This window comes from Paraburkholderia rhizosphaerae, from assembly GCF_004366595.1.
In the GTDB taxonomy this organism is placed as follows: Bacteria; Pseudomonadota; Gammaproteobacteria; order Burkholderiales; family Burkholderiaceae; genus Paraburkholderia; species Paraburkholderia rhizosphaerae.
This window is the reverse complement of sequence record NZ_SORE01000019.1, coordinates 38,497-54,686: the sequence shown is the minus strand read 5'-3', so window position 1 is coordinate 54,686 and position 16,190 is coordinate 38,497. Positions and strand designations below refer to the sequence as shown.

Sequence of the window (16,190 nt, the reverse complement as noted above, 5' to 3'; positions counted from 1 at the left end):
TCTCTCAGCCGCCGTGCATCGCATGCTGGCGATGCTTCATTCCACGAGCCGTCGAGCCGCCCGGAAATACCGCGTAACGAAGCCACTGTGCGGCCCGTCGAAAGCGGCGGAATAGCGGTGCGCATCACCGCGTTTATAGATTGCAGGCCCGTCGTCGCAGTGCATCAACGCAACGGCGATGCCCGGGCTACGCAGGCGAATCGACAGGGCCTTCACGGCGTCGACACACGGTTGTGTCGCGGTGCCGCACCGTCGAAGCGGGATACAGGATGCGCACCATATCTGTCATTGCAGTCGTGCTGTTCGTGTTTGCCGGTTGTGCGGCGGCGGCGCCGCCGATGTTTGCAGAGCCGGCCGGTCCGCAGCACAATGCGCTGCCCGGCGACGAATTGCCGGGGGCGCCAACGGACAGTGACGACCCGTCCGGCGGCGACCCGCAGTACGCGCAGCAGTTCGCTCAGCCCGCGGAGCAGGCCGAGCAGGCCGAGCAGGAGTGCCGCGAAGTTACCGGCAATGCTGAAATCGACGGCCAGCAACAGCCGATCACCGGTCTCGCGTGTCGGCAACCGGACGGCACATGGCGTATACAGAAGGCAGACGACAATAGCGGTGCGATTTATCCGGCACCTTACGATCCGAATCAAGTGTCTGGCGATGACTATGGTCCGTACCCGTACTATCCGTACTACTGGGGGCCGCCGTTTGTGCTCGGCGTCGGCGCGACGTTCGTATTCGTCGATCGCTTTCATCACTTCCACCACATCAACGATGTCCATTTCGGACATCCGTACGGATTCAGCCATTTCCGTCGAGGCTTTCATGGCGGGTTCCATGGCCGTGGCGGATTTCCCGGCGGCTTCCACGGCGGCGGCTTTCATGGAGGCGGTGGCTTCCACGGCGGCGGCGGCCACGGTCGCTAGCGCGGGCACGCGCGGCGCGCGGTCGGCGCGATGGCGTTTCACTCCGCGGCGATGCGGCAAGATCGGGGGCGCCGTATGACGCCGCCCGCGATCCGCATCCTGCCGCCTGGCGTGACCACCACGCAATTCGAGCGCGCGCTTGCCGCGTGGCAGTCGCTGCTCGGTAGCGAGCATGTGCTCGACGGCGCGGCGCTCACGCCGTATCTCGATCCGTTTGCGCCGGGTCCCTCCGGCGCGGCGTTTATCCCTTCGGCTGCGCTGCTGCCGTCATCGGTCGAAGAGATTCAGGCGGTACTGCGGGTCGCGAACGAGTACCGCGTTCCGCTATGGACCGTATCGACCGGTCGTAACTATGCGTACGGCGGCGCGGCGCCGCGCCTTGCCGGTTCGGTGGTGCTCGACCTGCAGCGGATGAACCGCGTGCTGGCGGTCGACGACACGCTCGCGTATGCGCTCGTCGAACCGGGTGTCAGCTATTTCGATCTGTACAACTACCTGCACGAGCACGGCCACAAGCTGTGGGTCGATCCGCCGGCGGCCGGCTGGGGCAGCGTGGTCGGCAACACGCTGGAGCGCGGATTTGGCTACACCGCCTACGGCGATCACGCAGCGACGCAGTGCGGGATGGAAGTGGTGCTCGCCAACGGCGATGTCGTGCGCACCGGCATGGGCGGGATCGAGATCGGCACATCATGGCAAGCGTACCGGCCGGGCTACGGTCCGTCGTTCGACCCGATGTTCATGCAATCGAACTACGGCATCGTCACGAAGATGGGCCTGTGGTTGATGCCTGCTCCACCCGCGTATCTGCTTGGCGAGATCCAGTTTCATGACGAGCGCGATCTCGAGGCGATCGTCGATATCCTGCGGCCGCTGCGGCTGGACGACACGATCACCAACCATGCGGTGATCGAAGGCGGTTTGCGCCGCGCAGCGGGCCTGTCGCCGCGCGCGCAATGGTATGACGGCGATGGTGCGATGCCCGATAGTTCAATCGACGCGATGCTGAAGAAGCTGCAGGTCGGCCGCTGGAACCTGCATTACGCGCTGTACGGCGCGCCCGAACTGATCGACGCCCGCAATGCGATTGTGCAGCGTGCATTTGCGCGCGTGCCGGGCGCGTCGATGTTTGCGAAAAAGTATGCGGGCGACGCACAGCCGACCGGCGGCGGCGACCGCAACCTCGCGGGCATTCCCGCGATGACCGCATTCCGGATGCTCGACTGGCGCGGCGGCAGCGGCGCGCATATCGACTTCTCGCCGATCTGTCCGGCAACCGGCCGCGACGCGTTGCGTCAGTACATGATGGTGAAAGGGCGCGCCGCGTCGTATGGATTCGATTACTACGGCGGCTTCACGGCGGGTGTGCGGCACCTGCATCATATTTTCGCGGCGATCTTCAATCGCGACGACACGAAGCAGAGCGAACGGGCGGGCGACCTGCTGCGCGCGCTGATGAGCGACGTCCGCGCAGCCGGGTATGGCGAATACCGCTCGCACCTTCTGCATATGGATTATGCGGCGGCACAGTACAGCTTCAACGACGGCGCGCTGCTGCGCCTGTCGGAGACGGTGAAGGATGCGCTCGACCCGGCGGGGATCCTGTCGCCGGGCAAGCAGGGGATCTGGCCGCGCGCGTGGCGCGACAAGCGAGGCTATACATGATGGCCTGTCAGCACCGGACGCGGGTCCTGGCTCGCATTCACACTCGCGCGCGGGCGAGGTATTGACGATGGACCGGCGCACGTTCATCGCGACAGGCGCTTGGTATTCAACCGGCGCGTGGGCGCCGGCGTGGCTTACTGTTAACCATGCCGAAGCCGCCGGCGCCGTGCCAGGCGGAATCGCGCGAGCGTCCGCGCGCCAGACGCTCGCACTGTTCGATGCGACGCTTGCACAAGCCGACGCATTCACCCGTCATGCTTCACGTCTGCGCATCCCGGCATTCGACATCGGCGACGATATCGGCGCGCTCTGGCACACTGCGCTCGCGCCGCGTGTCACGCAGACTCCGTCGACGCTGCTCGGACTGATTCGCGCGTCGGATTTCTTCGTGTTGACGCGTCTTGCATTGCGCCCGGACCGGCTGGTTGCGCGCACAACCGACGCAAGCCGGCCGCATGGCAACGCGGCGGTTTCATTTGTGATCTGCGTGTAGCAGCCTGACGCGCATGGATCAGAAACGGTACGCGGGATTCTTCGGATCGAAGGTTTCGTCGTCGAAGGTTTTCGGCGTGATCGTCTGGAAGACGATACGTTCGAAGATGCGTCCATCATTGTCGTACGACTCGATGGTGCGAAAGTACGGGTGTCGCAGGTCGAGCCCGAGCGTTTCCCTTTTCGCGTAAAACGCCGGCATGCCCGTGCTGGTTTCGTACGTAAACGCGACGACGCGCACGCCATTGAGCGTCTTGACTTCGATGCGCGTCGGCCGCGTGACGCCCGCTTGCGCATATTTTTCGCCTTCGGACAGAAACTGCCTCGCGATGTACTCGGTGCCGAGGTCGCGCACCTGATGGTTCGATTGCGTGTGCGCGAGCGCGCCGTTCAACGACGCCCATACCGGCATGATGTTCAGGAAGCCGCCCAGGTGGCCGTACATTTCGTCGCTGCGCCGGGTCTCGTCATAGATGATCTCCTGGCCCGCATGCGCGCCGTCCGGCAGCCATTTCGCGTAGATCCGGATCGGGTCCCGCGTGACGCGCACCAGCATGTGGTCGGGCTTGTTTGGCCACACGCCGCGAATGCGCTCCTGGCGGATCATCGTGAACTCGTATGACGGGTAGCCGTTCGGGCCGTCCTGCACGTAGCGCGGCACTGTCAACGGATCGAACGACTGGAAGAGGGCGGTGAGGTCGGCGTCGTCGAGTTTTTCGAGCAAGCCGCTTTGCGCGGCCTGGCGTAGCCAGCGCACCTGGTCATCGGGCTTGAGCTTGCCGGCTTCGCTTGGTGGAACCGTTGGCGCACTGACGGTGCTCGCAACGCCGGGCGCGCTGACCGTGCTGGTGGCGTTCGCCGGTGAAGGGGTTGCAGTGGATGCCGCGGGTGTAGCAGGCGCGGCAGGCACAGCGGACGCAGGCTCGAGCGCAGGCGACGAGTTTGCTACCGGCGCCTCGCTTTCCTGCGCAAGCGCCGCAGTGGCCGCGCTTAGGGCCATCGCGCAGGCGAGCCGACAAACCGCGCGCAGCAATGGTGCGCGGCGAGTCGAATTCGTCGATGGCGGGTGCGGCATGAGTGGACTCCCTCAGGAACCGGTGACGGCAGAGCTGGTGACGGCCCTTCGCGCCGCACATACGTTGTATCAGGCAGGTTTTTGCTTCGCGAGTTCCTGATCACGCAACTCACGGCGCAGAATCTTGCCGACATTGGTTTGCGGCAGATCGTCGCGAAACTCGACGAGCCTGGGCACTTTGTACGCAGTCAGATTCTTGCGACAGTGTTCTATGACTTGCGCTTCAGTCAATGAAGCGCTGCGCCGCACGACGAACACCTTGACGCGCTCGCCTTGCGCCAGATCAGGCACACCGATCGCCGCGACTTCGCGCACGTCCGGATGCATCGCGATCACGTCTTCGATTTCATTCGGGTAAACATTGAAGCCCGACACGAGAATCATGTCCTTTTTGCGGTCGATCAGCCGGATATAGCCGAGCTTGTCCATGATGCCGATATCGCCGGTGGCAAGCCATCCCGCGTCGTCGAGGACCTTCGCTGTTTCATCCGGACGATTCCAATAGCCTTTCATCACTTGCGGACCTTTCACACATAATTCGCCCGCTTCACCTATATCAGCCCAGCTGCCATCGTCCTTGCGAAAACGCACGGCCGTCGACGGCGCGGGCAGTCCGATCGACCCATCGAAGTCGCGCCGATGCTTCAGGTCCACCGGATTCATCGTGACGATCGGCGAGCACTCAGTGAGCCCGTAGCCTTCGATGATCGGCACGCCGGTGACGGCCTTGAAGCGCTCGGCAACCGCTTTCTGCATCGCCATGCCACCGGCCATCGCGAGCTTGAGCTTCGAGAAATCGCGCTTGCAAAATTCTTCGTTGTCGAGAAACGCGTTGTACAGCGTATTGACGGCCGTGATACCCGTGAAGGTTTCGTGACGGATGATCTTCATCACGCGCTTCGTGTCGCGCGGATTTGCGATCAGGATATTGCGGCCGCCCAGCAGCATGAAGATCATCGCGTTCAATGTCAGCGAGTAGATGTGATAAAGCGGCAACGGCGTGAGCACGGTTTCGATGTCGCCGTCGAGCTCGCGCTCCGACCACGCCTTCGCTTGCAGCACATTGGCGATGATGTTGCGATGCGTGAGCATCGCGCCTTTCGCGACGCCGGTGGTGCCACCGGTGTACTGCAGGAACGCGACGTCGGTCGGGTTCACGGGCACCGGTGCGCTCGCGCGGCGCGCGCCGAGCGTAAGCGCTTCGCGCAGGCGGATCGCTTGCGGCAACCGGTAGGCGGGCACCAGCTTCTTCACGTGCTTCATCAGCGCGTTGATACAGCGGCCCTTTACGTTGAGGCCGTCGGCGAGCAGATCGCCGAGTGCGGTGATCACGATGTTCTGGACACGTGTGCCGGGCAGTGCGTCTTCGACAGTCCTGGCGAAATTCTCGAACACGACGAGCGTTTGCGCACCGCTGTCCTTCAGTTGATGGGCAAGCTCGCGTACGGTATAGAGCGGATTCACATTGACGACCACCGCGCCCGCTTTGAGTGTGCCGAACAGCGCGACCGGATACTGGAACGTGTTCGGCAACATGATCGCGACGCGCTCGCCCGGTTTGACGCCGATGCCTTGCAGCCAGCTCGCAAACGCGTTCGCCTTACGCGCGAGTTCGCCGTACGTGAGGTCGGCGCCGATGCTGACATACGCGACACGCTCGCGATACTTTTGCGTGCATTCGTCGAAGAGCTGCACGATCGATGCGTACTGCGTGACGTCGATCTCGTGCGGCACGCCCGGCGCGTACGACGCGTACCAGATACCGTCGGTATCGGGCGCCGGTTGCGGCGGCGCATGCGAAACGCGTACGTCGCGGGCGGGCGGCAGCGACTGGGTCGGTTGGTTCATGGTCGTCTCCTGATTTTTTTGTGCGTGATCGGTTGTACAAATAGTATGGCAGCCGATTGCATGGGTTTTCGAGGATACGGACGGCAGCGACGAACCGGCAAGAGACCGGCGTCGGTAAAGCCTTCTAATGGATTGCGGGCATGTGCGCGTCGCATCGCGGCAGCGGCACGATAAAAAGGCCGTGCCGAGGGGGGCGGCACGGCCTTGGGTTTCGGCCCCGGTCTGAGCCTTGAGTTTCGACCTGCAGTCCGGGCCTCGGCTTCGGCTTGCTCCCGTTGGGCGTCACGCACCCAACCTGGCGGAACAAGCCGGGGCCGCGCCGCGCCTACTGGGTTGTCGCGGTAACCTGCTGCGCGGACTGCGTCATATCGATGCCGCGCCGTTCGCGGCTGAACAGGATCAGCACCGCAATCACGACGGCCACCGTGCCGGCGACGACCGCCATCGCAAGCCCATAGTTGTTGTTGTTCGCGGCCGCGAACGACGCTTGTAGCGTCGCGTTGACCGATGCGAGCAGATTGCCCAGCTGGTACACGAGACCGGGGAAGGTCGCGCGAATCTCGTCTGGGGAGATTTCGTTCAGATGCACCGGAATCACACCCCATGCGCCTTGCACGGAAATCTGCATCAGGAACGCACCGATCGCGAGCATCACCGCGGTCGACGAAAACGCCCACAGCGGCAGCACCGGCAGCGCGATCAGCGCGGCGATGCAGATCGCGCGGCGGCGGCCGATTCTCTCCGAGATCGCGCCGAACAGCAGGCCGCCGACGATCGCGCCGATGTTCAGCGTGATCGTGATTAGCGCCACGGTATGCGGATCGAAATGATGTTGTTCGCGCAGGAACGTCGGATACAGATCCTGCGTGCCGTGCGAGAAGAAGTTGAACGCGGTCATCAGGATGATCGCGTAAATCGACAGCATCCAGTTGCGCTTGAACGTGGTGAGCAGGCTTGGACGCGGCTTCTTTTCCATCGCAATCCATGCGGGCGATTCCGGCACGTGCGAGCGCACGTACAGCACGAGCAGCGCCGGCACGACGCCGACGAAGAACATGCCGCGCCAGCCGATGTACTGGTACAGCACGCCGAATACGATCGATGCGAGCAGGTAGCCGCTTGGGTAGCCTGCCTGCAGCAGACCGGACACGAGGCCGCGCGACTTCGTCGGCACCGTTTCCATGGTCAGCGCGGAGCCGACGCCCCATTCGCCGCCCATCGCGATGCCGAACAACGCGCGTAGCACGAGCAGCGTTGCGAGGTTTGGCGAGAACCCGGACAACAGTTCGAGCAGCGAGTAGATCGCAATGTTGACCATCAATGTCGGCCGGCGGCCGAACTTGTCGGCAAGGCGACCGAAGATCAACGCGCCGAGCGGGCGCATCGCCAGCGTTAGCGTAATCGCGAACGCGACTTCCGGAATTTCCGTATTAAATTCGGCCGCAATATCCTTCAGGATAAAGACCATCAAGAAGAAATCGAATGCGTCCAGTGTCCAGCCGAGATAGGCGGCGATCGTGACGTTTCTTTGCTCGCGTGTCCAACTCATCGTCTTTTTTCTCCTCTTACCGATTGTCACTTTGCGTGGTGAGCGTTGAGCATTCCGCGTTCCCCGTGGCGCGGGCGCCGGACGAGTGTACGCCCACGCTTAGGTATCTGCATTCAATCGCGTATCGATTCAGTGGTATTCCCTGGGGATATTCGAAGAATTGCCGTGCATGTTTTGTAAATGTAATAAATGAATTGATATGGATAATAACCAGAAAGTTATTGGTAATTTCAGGTCGAAAGTGAGCCAGTCCGCGAAGCGTAAATTGGCCGGAAGCTGGTGTCGAATACCGACGACCATCTGCGCAACCACGGTTTTTTGCTGATGCCCGACAAGGGCTGGGCGCTGTCGCCGGCGTTCGATATGAATCCGACCGCCGATGCGCACGGATTGAAGCTCAATATTAGCGAGGCGGACAACGCGATGGATCTCGAACTGGCGTTTTCCGTCGCGCATTATTTTCGTGTGCCGGTGGCTGCGGCTGAGGAGATCGTCGAACGGCAGCGGCGGATTGTGCCCCGGTGGCGCAGGATCGCGGAGTCGTTGGGTGTCGCGGCGCGTCAGCAGGAGCGTATGGCGACGGCGTTCCGGCTTGCTTGATGTCTTCAGCCGGGAGTGCAGCGCGCAGGCGCTTTGCTTGCTGGGCCTGAAAATGAAAAAGGCCGGCATTGCCGACCTTTTTAAACCGTGGTGCCCAGGAGAGGACTCGGTCACACGTGCGCGACCCCGGCCGCGCTTGCAAGCGCGGCCTTTCGAGTCCTCACGCAAAGCGCGCAGGCGCTTTGCTTCCTGGGCCTGAAAATGAAAAAGGCCGGCATTGCCGACCTTTTTAAACCGTGGTGCCCAGGAGAGGACTCGAACCTCCACGGTGTTGCCACCGCTAGGACCTGAACCTAGTGCGTCTACCAATTCCGCCACCTGGGCACGTTTCAAGCTAGACCGCTATTGTAGCGGGATGATGCAGTGTGTCAACTTCGACGATCGAACTTCGAAACGAATGAAAATCGAATCGAAGAGCAGCGTCTAAAAATGATAAAGGCCGGCAAGCGCCGACCTTTTCATCAAACCTTGGTGCCCAGGAGAGGACTCGAACCTCCACGGTGTTGCCACCGCTAGGACCTGAACCTAGTGCGTCTACCAATTCCGCCACCTGGGCCAAGTGTTCATCTTTTCGCCGCTCCGCACTTTCAACCAACGTGGAACAGCAAAGACCGCAATTATAGCGAGCTGTCTGGTTCTGTCAAGCGCCGAGCGGAACCTGCGCACTGCGCGCCGAATGCACGCCGGAAGCCCCGTGCACGCGGCCTTCAACGCGCTTCGCATTAAGAGACGGATGATAGAATGGCCGGGCAGTACGTTGACAGAGCGAGCCAGGCGCCCTCATCAGGCATAAGGCCAGGGCCAAAGCGGGCAAGCCGCCCGGCGCCGCCGCACTTCATCCGCCGACGTCCACGCACCGAGAAAAATCATCGATAAGCCCTTGAGCAAATATCCGTATCCGATTCCGAGTCGCGAAGAAATCCTCGGCGTGCTGCGCACGAGTGAAACGCCGCTTGCTGCGAACGACATCGCCGAGGCGCTTTCGATCAAGCGCCAGGAGCGCGAAGGCTTCTTCAAACGTCTGGCCGCGATGGAACGCGATGGCCAGATCCGGCTCGATCAGCGTGGGCATTATCAGCTGACCCATCCGTCGAATTTCGTCGCCGGCCGCGTGCAGGGCCATCGCGACGGCTACGGCTTTCTCGTGCGCGACGACGGCCAGGACGACCTGTTCCTGCCGAACGGCGAAATGCAGAAGGTGATGCACAACGACCGCGTGCTTGCGCGCATCGTCGGCTATGACCGGCGCGGGCGGCCGGAAGGGCATATCGTCGAAGTCACGGATCGCGCGAACAAGCGCGTGATCGGCCGCCTGCTCAACGAGAACGGCGCACTGATCGTTGCCCCCGAAGACAAGCGCATCGGCCACGACATCCTGATCACGCAGAACACGAAAAAGGCGAAGGTCGGGCAGGTCGTGGTGGTCGAGCTAACCGATTTTCCGAGCCGGCATTCGCAGCCGCTTGGGCGCGTCGTCGAAGTGCTCGGCGATATCGACGACCCGGGCATGGAAATCGAAATTGCGGTGCGCAAGTACGGCGTGCCGCACGAGTTCAGCGACGCGGCGCTCGAGGTGGCCGCGAAACTGCCGGACGAAGTGCGTCCCGCGGACATGCGTCACCGTATCGATCTGCGCGATGTGCCGCTCGTCACGATCGACGGCGAAGACGCACGCGATTTCGACGACGCGGTGTATTGCGAGCCGGTCAAGGTCGGCCGCGGCGATGGTTTCCGCCTGATTGTCGCGATTGCCGACGTGTCGCATTACGTGTTGCCTAACAGCGGGCTCGACGTCGACGCGCTCGAGCGCAGCACGTCCGTGTATTTCCCGCGCCGCGTGATCCCGATGCTGCCGGAGAAGCTGTCGAACGGGTTGTGCTCGCTGAATCCGGCCGTCGATCGTTGCGTGCTGGTTTGCGACATGGTCATTACCGCACGCGGCGAAATCAAGGCCTACCAGTTCTATCCGGGCGTGATGCATTCGGCCGCGCGCCTCACGTACACCGAAGTTGCCGCAGTGCTCGCGAATACCAAGGGTCCGGAGGCGGCACGCCGTGCGTCGCTGCTGCCGCACCTGCAGAATCTGTACGGTGTGTACAAATCGCTGTTCGCGGCGCGCCAGAAGCGCGGCGCGATCGACTTCGACACCACTGAAACGTATATCGTCTGCAACGCGCAGGGCAAGATCGAGCAGATCGTGCCGCGTCATCGCAACGACGCGCACAAGCTGATCGAAGAATGCATGCTGGCGGCGAACGTCTGCGCGGCAGACTTCATGAAGCGCAACAAGCACGCCGGGCTCTATCGTGTGCACGCAGGGCCAACTGCAGAACGACTCGAAAACCTGCGTACATTCCTGCGCGGCATGGGCCTGACGCTGACCGGGGGCGAGACGCCGCACGCGAGCGACTACGCGGCGCTGATGGCGCATATCCGCGACCGGCCCGACGCGCAGATGCTGCAGACGATGCTGCTGCGCTCGATGCAGCAGGCGGTCTACAGCCCGGACAACATCGGTCACTTTGGTCTCGCCTATGAGGCGTACGCGCACTTCACGAGCCCGATTCGCCGCTATCCGGACCTGCTCACGCACCGCGCGATCTACGCGATCCTGCAGGGGCGCAAGTATCAGCCGGAGACGCCCGAGGGCGTCGTGCTGAACACCGCGCTGTCGCCGCGCGCACGCGCGATGCAGGCCGACGACGAAAAACGCAGTGGCCGCCGTCGCGAGAACACGGCGATCTGGGAAGAACTCGGGCTGCATTGCTCGTCGAACGAACGGCGCGCCGATGAAGCATCGCGCGATGTCGAAGCATGGCTCAAGTGCTATTTCATGCGCGACAAACTGGGTGAAGAGTACGGCGGCATGGTGAGCGGCGTGACGTCGTTCGGCATCTTCGTGCAGTTGGATGCGTTGTTTATCGAAGGGCTCGTGCATGTGACCGAACTCGGCTCCGACTATTTCCAGTACGACGAAATTCGCAACGAACTGCGCGGCGAACGCACGGGGATCCGCTACCGGTTGTCGGACCGTGTGCGCGTACAGGTCAGCCGCGTCGATCTCGATGCGCGCAAGATCGATTTCCGTCTCGTGCGCGACACGCCGATCAAACCGCCGTCGAGCCGCGGCGTGGCGCTCGATAAGTCGGGCGGCGAGCGTGGCGATAACGGACCGCGCGTGCGGGCGCTGCCGGTGAGCGAGGGCGGGCGCCGCAAGAAGGCCGCGCCAGCGGCGAGCGTCGCGGTGAAGGAAGCGCGCGCGGCGCGCAGCGCGGCGAAAAAGCGTGCGGCGTCGGCGAAATCAGCGAAGGGGCAGGCGAGAAAGAAGCGCTGACGCGGACCGTCCCGAGTTGGTCCGACACGTATCGCGCGCAACGCGGCGGCGGCCTGGGCCCGATTGTGACGCTGCGCCGACCGTGCCGATCGGTTGGTCTGGTGTTGCATCGAGCCGCTAGTCGCGCGCAGCATCGTCGCGCACTGTTTGTCACTATCGATGGCGCCCGTTCGGGCGCGTCATCAAAGGTTGTCCAGTCATGTCACGTCTTAAGGTTCTATACGGGTTTCATGCGGTGACCGCGCGTCTGCGGCACGATGCGTCGACGGTCGAAGAGATCTACTACGATCAGAGCCGGCGCGACCGCCGCATGAATGAATTCCTGCATGTCGCGAAGGAAGCGGGCGTGCGCGTGATTGCCGCCGACGAAACGCGTCTGTGGGGTCTTGCACACACCGAGCGCCATCAGGGCGTGGTTGCGCGCGCAACCGATTTGCCGCTTGCGCAAAATCTGGCTGAACTTCTTGACGTGCTGAACGGGCCGGCGCTGCTGCTCGTGCTCGATGGCGTGACGGATCCGCATAACCTTGGCGCCTGTCTGCGCGTCGCTGACGCAGCGGGGGCGCACGCAGTGATCGCACCGCGCGACCGTGCGGTCGGCCTCAACGCGACGGCGGCGAAGGTCGCGAGCGGCGCGGCGGACACGGTGCCGTATATCACGGTCACGAATCTCGCCCGCGCGCTGCGTGAACTGAAGGACGCCGGCGTGTGGGTAGTCGGCACCGCCGGCGATGCGCCGGCGAGCCTTTATCAAACGAAACTCGATGGACCGGTCGCGCTCGTGATGGGCGCGGAAGGCGAGGGCATGCGCCGTCTCACGCGCGATACGTGCGATGAGGTGATGCATATTCCGATGGCGGGGAGCGTCGAGAGCCTGAATGTGTCGGTGGCGAGCGGGGTTTGTCTGTTTGAGGCGGTGCGGCAGAGGGTGGCGGCGACACGCGCATAACGCTCGGCCGGCATCTTGCCGGCACGTCAAAAACTCGTACCACACAATGACCTTCGCCCGACCCCACCAGTTCGCCGCGTCGCTCACCCGCGCATCGATCGCTTGCGCCGCGCTGCTGCTCGCCGCCTGCAGCACCACGACGATCGACCGCGGCACCTATTACGCCGACGTAAGCCATCCCGCGCGCTACGCGGACACCCGCATCCGCTTCCTCGTGATGCACTACACGGAAATCGACGAAGCGCAATCGCTGAACGTGCTGACGACCGAGCAGGTGAGCGCGCATTACCTGGTGCCGGCGGCACCACGCACTAAAAATGGTGAGCCCGTCGTCTGGCAGCTCGTGCCGGAATCGCAACGCGCGTGGCATGCGGGCGTCAGCTTCTGGCAGGGCACGACTGAGCTGAATGCCGCGTCGATCGGCATCGAAAACGTGAACCTCGGCCCGATCGATACGCCGCAAGGCCGAACCTGGCAGCCGTATCCGCCCGCCCAGGTCGACGCGTTGATCCGCCTGTCGAAGGACATCGTCAGCCGCTACGGCATTCCGCCAACGCGCGTCGTTGGGCATAGCGATATCGCGCCGCAACGCAAGACCGACCCAGGTCCGCTGTTCCCTTGGAAGCAGCTGTACGACGCGGGCGTCGGCGCATGGCCCGACGCGGTGACCGTCACCGCCGACCTGGCCGGCCGCGCGCCGGACGCGCCGGCGGACGTGCGCGGCCTGCAGCAGAAACTCGCGCGCTATGGCTATGACGTCGCGACCGACGGCATCCTCGACGAGAAAACCCGGCGCGTGTTCGCAGCATTCCAGATGCATTTCCGGCCGCGCGACTATTCAGGTAATCCGGACGCGCAAACCGATGCGATCGCGCAAGCGCTGCTCGACAAGTACATGCGTGACGCGCCAGCCGAAACGAAACCCGCGTCTTGACCGCGCGGCGCGGCCGATGCGTCCCGCGCCGCACACCGCACACTGCGCACGCGACATACCCGTTGTCCAGCCTCCGCGCGACTCCGGTAAACTAACGGTTTCCCGCGTGCCAGCATTTCAATCCCCATGACTCAAGACGAACTCAAGCAACTGGTCGGCCAGGCTGCCGCCGACTATGTGAATGCCCACGTGCCGGAAGGCGCGATTATCGGCGTCGGTACCGGTTCCACTGCGAACTGCTTCATCGATGCGCTCGCGGCCAATAAAGGCCACTATCGCGGCGCGGTGTCGAGTTCGGTGGCAAGCACCGCGCGTCTGCAGGCGCACGGTATTCGGGTGTTCGACCTGAACGAAATCGACTCGCTGCCGGTGTATGTCGACGGCGCCGACGAAATCGATCGCAGCGGCGCGATGATCAAAGGCGGCGGCGGCGCGCTAACGCGCGAGAAAATCGTCGCGTCGGTGTCCGACGTATTCGTCTGCATTGTCGACGCGAGCAAACGCGTCGACCTGCTCGGCAAGTTTCCGCTACCGATCGAAGTGGTGCCGATGGCGCGTACTGCGATCGGCCGCCGTGTCACGGCGCTTGGCGGTGTACCGGTCGTGCGCGTGACGAAAGACGGCGCACCGTTCATCACCGACAACGGCAACGAGATCATCGATGTCAAAGGTTTGCAGATCAGCGATCCGCTTGCGCTCGAGACGCAGATCAACGCATGGCCCGGTGTGGTCACCGTCGGGCTGTTTGCGGGCCGCGGCGCGAATATCTGTCTGCTCGGCACGGACACGGGCGTCGAGCGGATCGATTATCCGCCGCGCTAACCCGGTTACCATCGCGGTCCGCTTCCGCCAAGGTCTCGACGGTCAGGTCACGGCGGTCAGGTCACGAAACGCCGTGCGTTGCTGCTAGCTCGAACCGCTAGCTCAAGCTGCGCACGGCGTTTTTGCTTCGCCGCTGCATCGCACACGCGAGCTCGCCGTTGCTACGTGCGATGCCGAACAGAATCGCGTTTTGTGCCCGGCAATAATGCGCTGGCGCATCGCGATCACGCTGTTCGAAGCAACGTAACCCGCCGCTAGCTCGCCGATTCACGTTGCAAAGCAGCGTCGCGCGCAACGCAGTGCCTCTCTCAACGACGCAGTACCGGCATCCCCGACCGGTTAGAAGCTCGGAGAGTCGCTTCATCACGAAGCAGATCCTCGCAGTTCAAACGCAATCTCTACGCTCTTCAGTCTGGCAGTCACTTGCTTTAAACCCGCTCGTCCACGCATCGCGAGATGCTTGAAATCGCGATGTAAATCGACAGAAAGCTCATTGGTTGGCAAGCCACGTATGTGCGCTTGACCACACTGCGCGGAGTACGTTGAGGACCGCACACAAAACGACCGATTGCAATGGCGGGCCGCGCGACGCGTGCGGTATAAATGAACCGCCGATCAAATCGGATCGTCGTCTGTACGATGCGTGGGACCGCAAGCTGTGACGTGGGACGTGGAGCGACGCGGACGAAGTGACGTTATCGACGTGCGCTTGCACCAGGCCGAATCTTCGATGACGGATCAACGTTCAGACTATTTCGGATAACAAACTATCTGAAAGGAATCGGCGCCATGGCTTTCAACGCTTTCATTCGAATCGGCATAAGCGCAAGCGGCCACGTGGGGATATCAAAATGACGCACGCGGGGACGGAAAAGACGGGGGCTGGCGGACTTGCCACGGGCGATTGCGCGTCTCGCGCGTTATGCGTCGTGGGCATTGTTCTGTCGGAGGGTTTCTCACTGCTCGGCGCCGGCATCATCGCCGAAGCATTTCAGCTCGCCAACGAGATGAGCGCATCCACGCGCGGCGACAGTGTGCGCTACCGCGTCCGATTGCTGTCGCTGCATGGCGGTAGCGTCACGTGTTCGTCGTCGGTGCAGGTGTGGACCGATGAACTCGACGTGCGCACGCAGCACGGGTTCGACGCGCTGTTCATTTCGGGGGGCGGAGCGGGCGCCGCTCGCACCGGCCGGTTGCCCGCGGAACCCGCGGCGATGTCCGAACGGCTATCCGCCTCAGCATGCGTCGATACCGTACGCACGACGCTCGTTTTCGATCTGCCGGCGGCGCAAGCCGACGACCGCTTCGACGCGGTCAAAAGCGCACTGACGCTTGTCGTGCGGGATCATGGCCTGGACGTCGCACGCGAGATCGCGGAACAGCTGATACCCGGTTCGAGTGCGAAGCTGATGCCGCTGCTTGGCAGCGTCGGCGCGACGGTCGCCGATAAAGTGCGCCGCTGTGCGCAATGGCTTCGGGAAAACTGCGACCGGCCAATCTCCGTGTCGGATGCGGCGCAGGAAGCCGCGATGAGCGAGCGCAATTTCCTGCGTCGCTTCAAGCTCGAAATGGGCAGCACGCCGTCCGAATATCTTTTGCAGGCGCGCCTCGATATGACCTGCCGGCTGCTTGCCGGCACCGAACTGCCGGTCGACAAGATCGCCCGCCGTAGCGGCATGGGTAACGGCGACCATCTCGCGAAGATTTTCCGCAAGCGCTGGTCGATTTCACCGACCGAATACCGCGTGCGCGTGCGCCGCGATCGCGATGCACTGAGCGCCGTCGTCGCGCCGGCGACGGCAGCGGAAATCGAAACGCGTGACTTTGCGTTCTGAGCACCGCGCACCCGCCACGGATCGGGCGCACGAACCAGATGCATCGCTACGCGCGCTGGCGCACCGTTTTTCGATTCCGCTAAAGGGAAACTGAAAGCCAGCCGGATGCAATGAGGTCCTTCGTCGCCGGAACGGCGAAACATCTACATGTTTAGGAATCTGAAATG

At 63.0% G+C, this 16,190-nt stretch carries 12 protein-coding genes and 2 tRNA genes; 8 read left to right on the top strand and 6 right to left on the bottom strand.

The window, feature by feature from the left end; genetic code table 11:
- Positions 1–269 precede the first annotated feature (269 nt).
- The 3 genes from BX592_RS22960 (at position 270) to BX592_RS22950 (ending at position 3,078) form a co-directional block, all read left to right on the top strand.
- The gene (locus BX592_RS22960; RefSeq protein WP_134194846.1) at positions 270–920 is read left to right on the top strand and encodes a hypothetical protein; all 651 of its coding nucleotides are present in this window, start codon (positions 270–272) and stop codon (positions 918–920) included.
- 75 nt (positions 921–995) lie between these two features.
- Complete coding sequence (locus tag BX592_RS22955; protein WP_134194844.1) at positions 996–2,585, top strand: FAD-binding oxidoreductase; 1,590 nt, start codon at positions 996–998, stop codon at positions 2,583–2,585.
- 166 nt (positions 2,586–2,751) lie between these two features.
- Complete coding sequence (locus tag BX592_RS22950) at positions 2,752–3,078, top strand: hypothetical protein (protein WP_243849684.1); 327 nt, start codon at positions 2,752–2,754, stop codon at positions 3,076–3,078.
- A gap of 18 nt (positions 3,079–3,096) precedes the next feature.
- Here BX592_RS22950 and BX592_RS22945 read toward each other — a convergent pair whose 3' ends face one another.
- The 6 genes from BX592_RS22945 to BX592_RS22920 form a co-directional block, all read right to left on the bottom strand.
- On the bottom strand, positions 3,097–4,152 hold the full coding sequence (locus BX592_RS22945) for a DUF1571 domain-containing protein (RefSeq protein ID WP_243849683.1): 1,056 nt from the start codon (positions 4,150–4,152) through the stop codon (positions 3,097–3,099).
- A gap of 69 nt (positions 4,153–4,221) precedes the next feature.
- Positions 4,222–6,000 carry an AMP-binding protein gene (locus BX592_RS22940; protein ID WP_134194840.1) on the bottom strand — a complete coding sequence of 593 codons (1,779 nt, stop codon included), beginning with the start codon at positions 5,998–6,000 and terminating at the stop codon, positions 4,222–4,224.
- Positions 6,001–6,325: 325 nt separating this feature from the next.
- On the bottom strand, positions 6,326–7,549 hold the full coding sequence (locus BX592_RS22935; RefSeq protein WP_134194838.1) for an MFS transporter: 1,224 nt from the start codon (positions 7,547–7,549) through the stop codon (positions 6,326–6,328).
- Positions 7,550–7,678: 129 nt separating this feature from the next.
- Positions 7,679–8,416 carry a hypothetical protein gene (locus BX592_RS35265; RefSeq protein ID WP_425022117.1) on the bottom strand — a complete coding sequence of 246 codons (738 nt, stop codon included), beginning with the start codon at positions 8,414–8,416 and terminating at the stop codon, positions 7,679–7,681.
- Positions 8,387–8,473, bottom strand: a tRNA-Leu gene (locus BX592_RS22925). The genes BX592_RS35265 and BX592_RS22925 overlap by 30 nt, the downstream gene beginning before the upstream one ends.
- A gap of 145 nt (positions 8,474–8,618) precedes the next feature.
- Positions 8,619–8,705 (bottom strand) — tRNA-Leu (locus tag BX592_RS22920).
- Between the two features lie 324 nt (positions 8,706–9,029).
- Between BX592_RS22920 and rnr the strand changes: the two genes are divergently transcribed.
- The 5 genes from rnr to BX592_RS22895 all read left to right on the top strand — a co-directional run bounded on the left by rnr (position 9,030) and on the right by BX592_RS22895 (position 16,023).
- Positions 9,030–11,483, top strand: a complete 2,454-nt coding sequence (gene rnr / locus BX592_RS22915) for a ribonuclease R (RefSeq protein ID WP_134194836.1) — start codon at positions 9,030–9,032, stop codon at positions 11,481–11,483.
- A gap of 199 nt (positions 11,484–11,682) precedes the next feature.
- Positions 11,683–12,432: a 23S rRNA (guanosine(2251)-2'-O)-methyltransferase RlmB gene (rlmB, locus tag BX592_RS22910; protein ID WP_134194834.1), complete on the top strand. Its 750-nt coding sequence runs from the start codon at positions 11,683–11,685 to the stop codon at positions 12,430–12,432.
- A 46-nt stretch (positions 12,433–12,478) separates the two neighbouring features.
- Positions 12,479–13,366 (top strand): N-acetylmuramoyl-L-alanine amidase, encoded by an 888-nt coding sequence (locus BX592_RS22905; RefSeq protein ID WP_134194832.1) that lies wholly within the window; start codon positions 12,479–12,481, stop codon positions 13,364–13,366.
- A gap of 126 nt (positions 13,367–13,492) precedes the next feature.
- Positions 13,493–14,188: a ribose-5-phosphate isomerase RpiA gene (gene rpiA, locus BX592_RS22900; RefSeq protein WP_134194830.1), complete on the top strand. Its 696-nt coding sequence runs from the start codon at positions 13,493–13,495 to the stop codon at positions 14,186–14,188.
- Positions 14,189–15,039: 851 nt separating this feature from the next.
- A complete protein-coding gene (locus tag BX592_RS22895; RefSeq protein WP_134194828.1) occupies positions 15,040–16,023 on the top strand; it encodes a helix-turn-helix domain-containing protein in 984 nt (327 codons plus the stop codon).
- The last annotated feature ends 167 nt before the right edge of the window (positions 16,024–16,190 follow it).

Excerpts from the sequence above, each read along its gene's own strand:
- BX592_RS22945 (WP_243849683.1), bottom strand. The coding sequence starts at position 4,152 with ATGCCGCACCCGCCATCGACGAATTCGACTCGCCGCGCACCATTGCTG.
- rpiA (WP_134194830.1), top strand. The coding sequence starts at position 13,493 with ATGACTCAAGACGAACTCAAGCAACTGGTCGGCCAGGCTGCCGCCGAC.
- BX592_RS22905 (WP_134194832.1), top strand. The coding sequence starts at position 12,479 with ATGACCTTCGCCCGACCCCACCAGTTCGCCGCGTCGCTCACCCGCGCA.
- BX592_RS22955 (WP_134194844.1), top strand. The coding sequence starts at position 996 with ATGACGCCGCCCGCGATCCGCATCCTGCCGCCTGGCGTGACCACCACG.
- BX592_RS22895 (WP_134194828.1), top strand. The coding sequence starts at position 15,040 with ATGACGCACGCGGGGACGGAAAAGACGGGGGCTGGCGGACTTGCCACG.
- BX592_RS22935 (WP_134194838.1), bottom strand. The coding sequence starts at position 7,549 with ATGAGTTGGACACGCGAGCAAAGAAACGTCACGATCGCCGCCTATCTC.
- rlmB (WP_134194834.1), top strand. The coding sequence starts at position 11,683 with ATGTCACGTCTTAAGGTTCTATACGGGTTTCATGCGGTGACCGCGCGT.
- BX592_RS22940 (WP_134194840.1), bottom strand. The coding sequence starts at position 6,000 with ATGAACCAACCGACCCAGTCGCTGCCGCCCGCCCGCGACGTACGCGTT.
- BX592_RS22960 (WP_134194846.1), top strand. The coding sequence starts at position 270 with ATGCGCACCATATCTGTCATTGCAGTCGTGCTGTTCGTGTTTGCCGGT.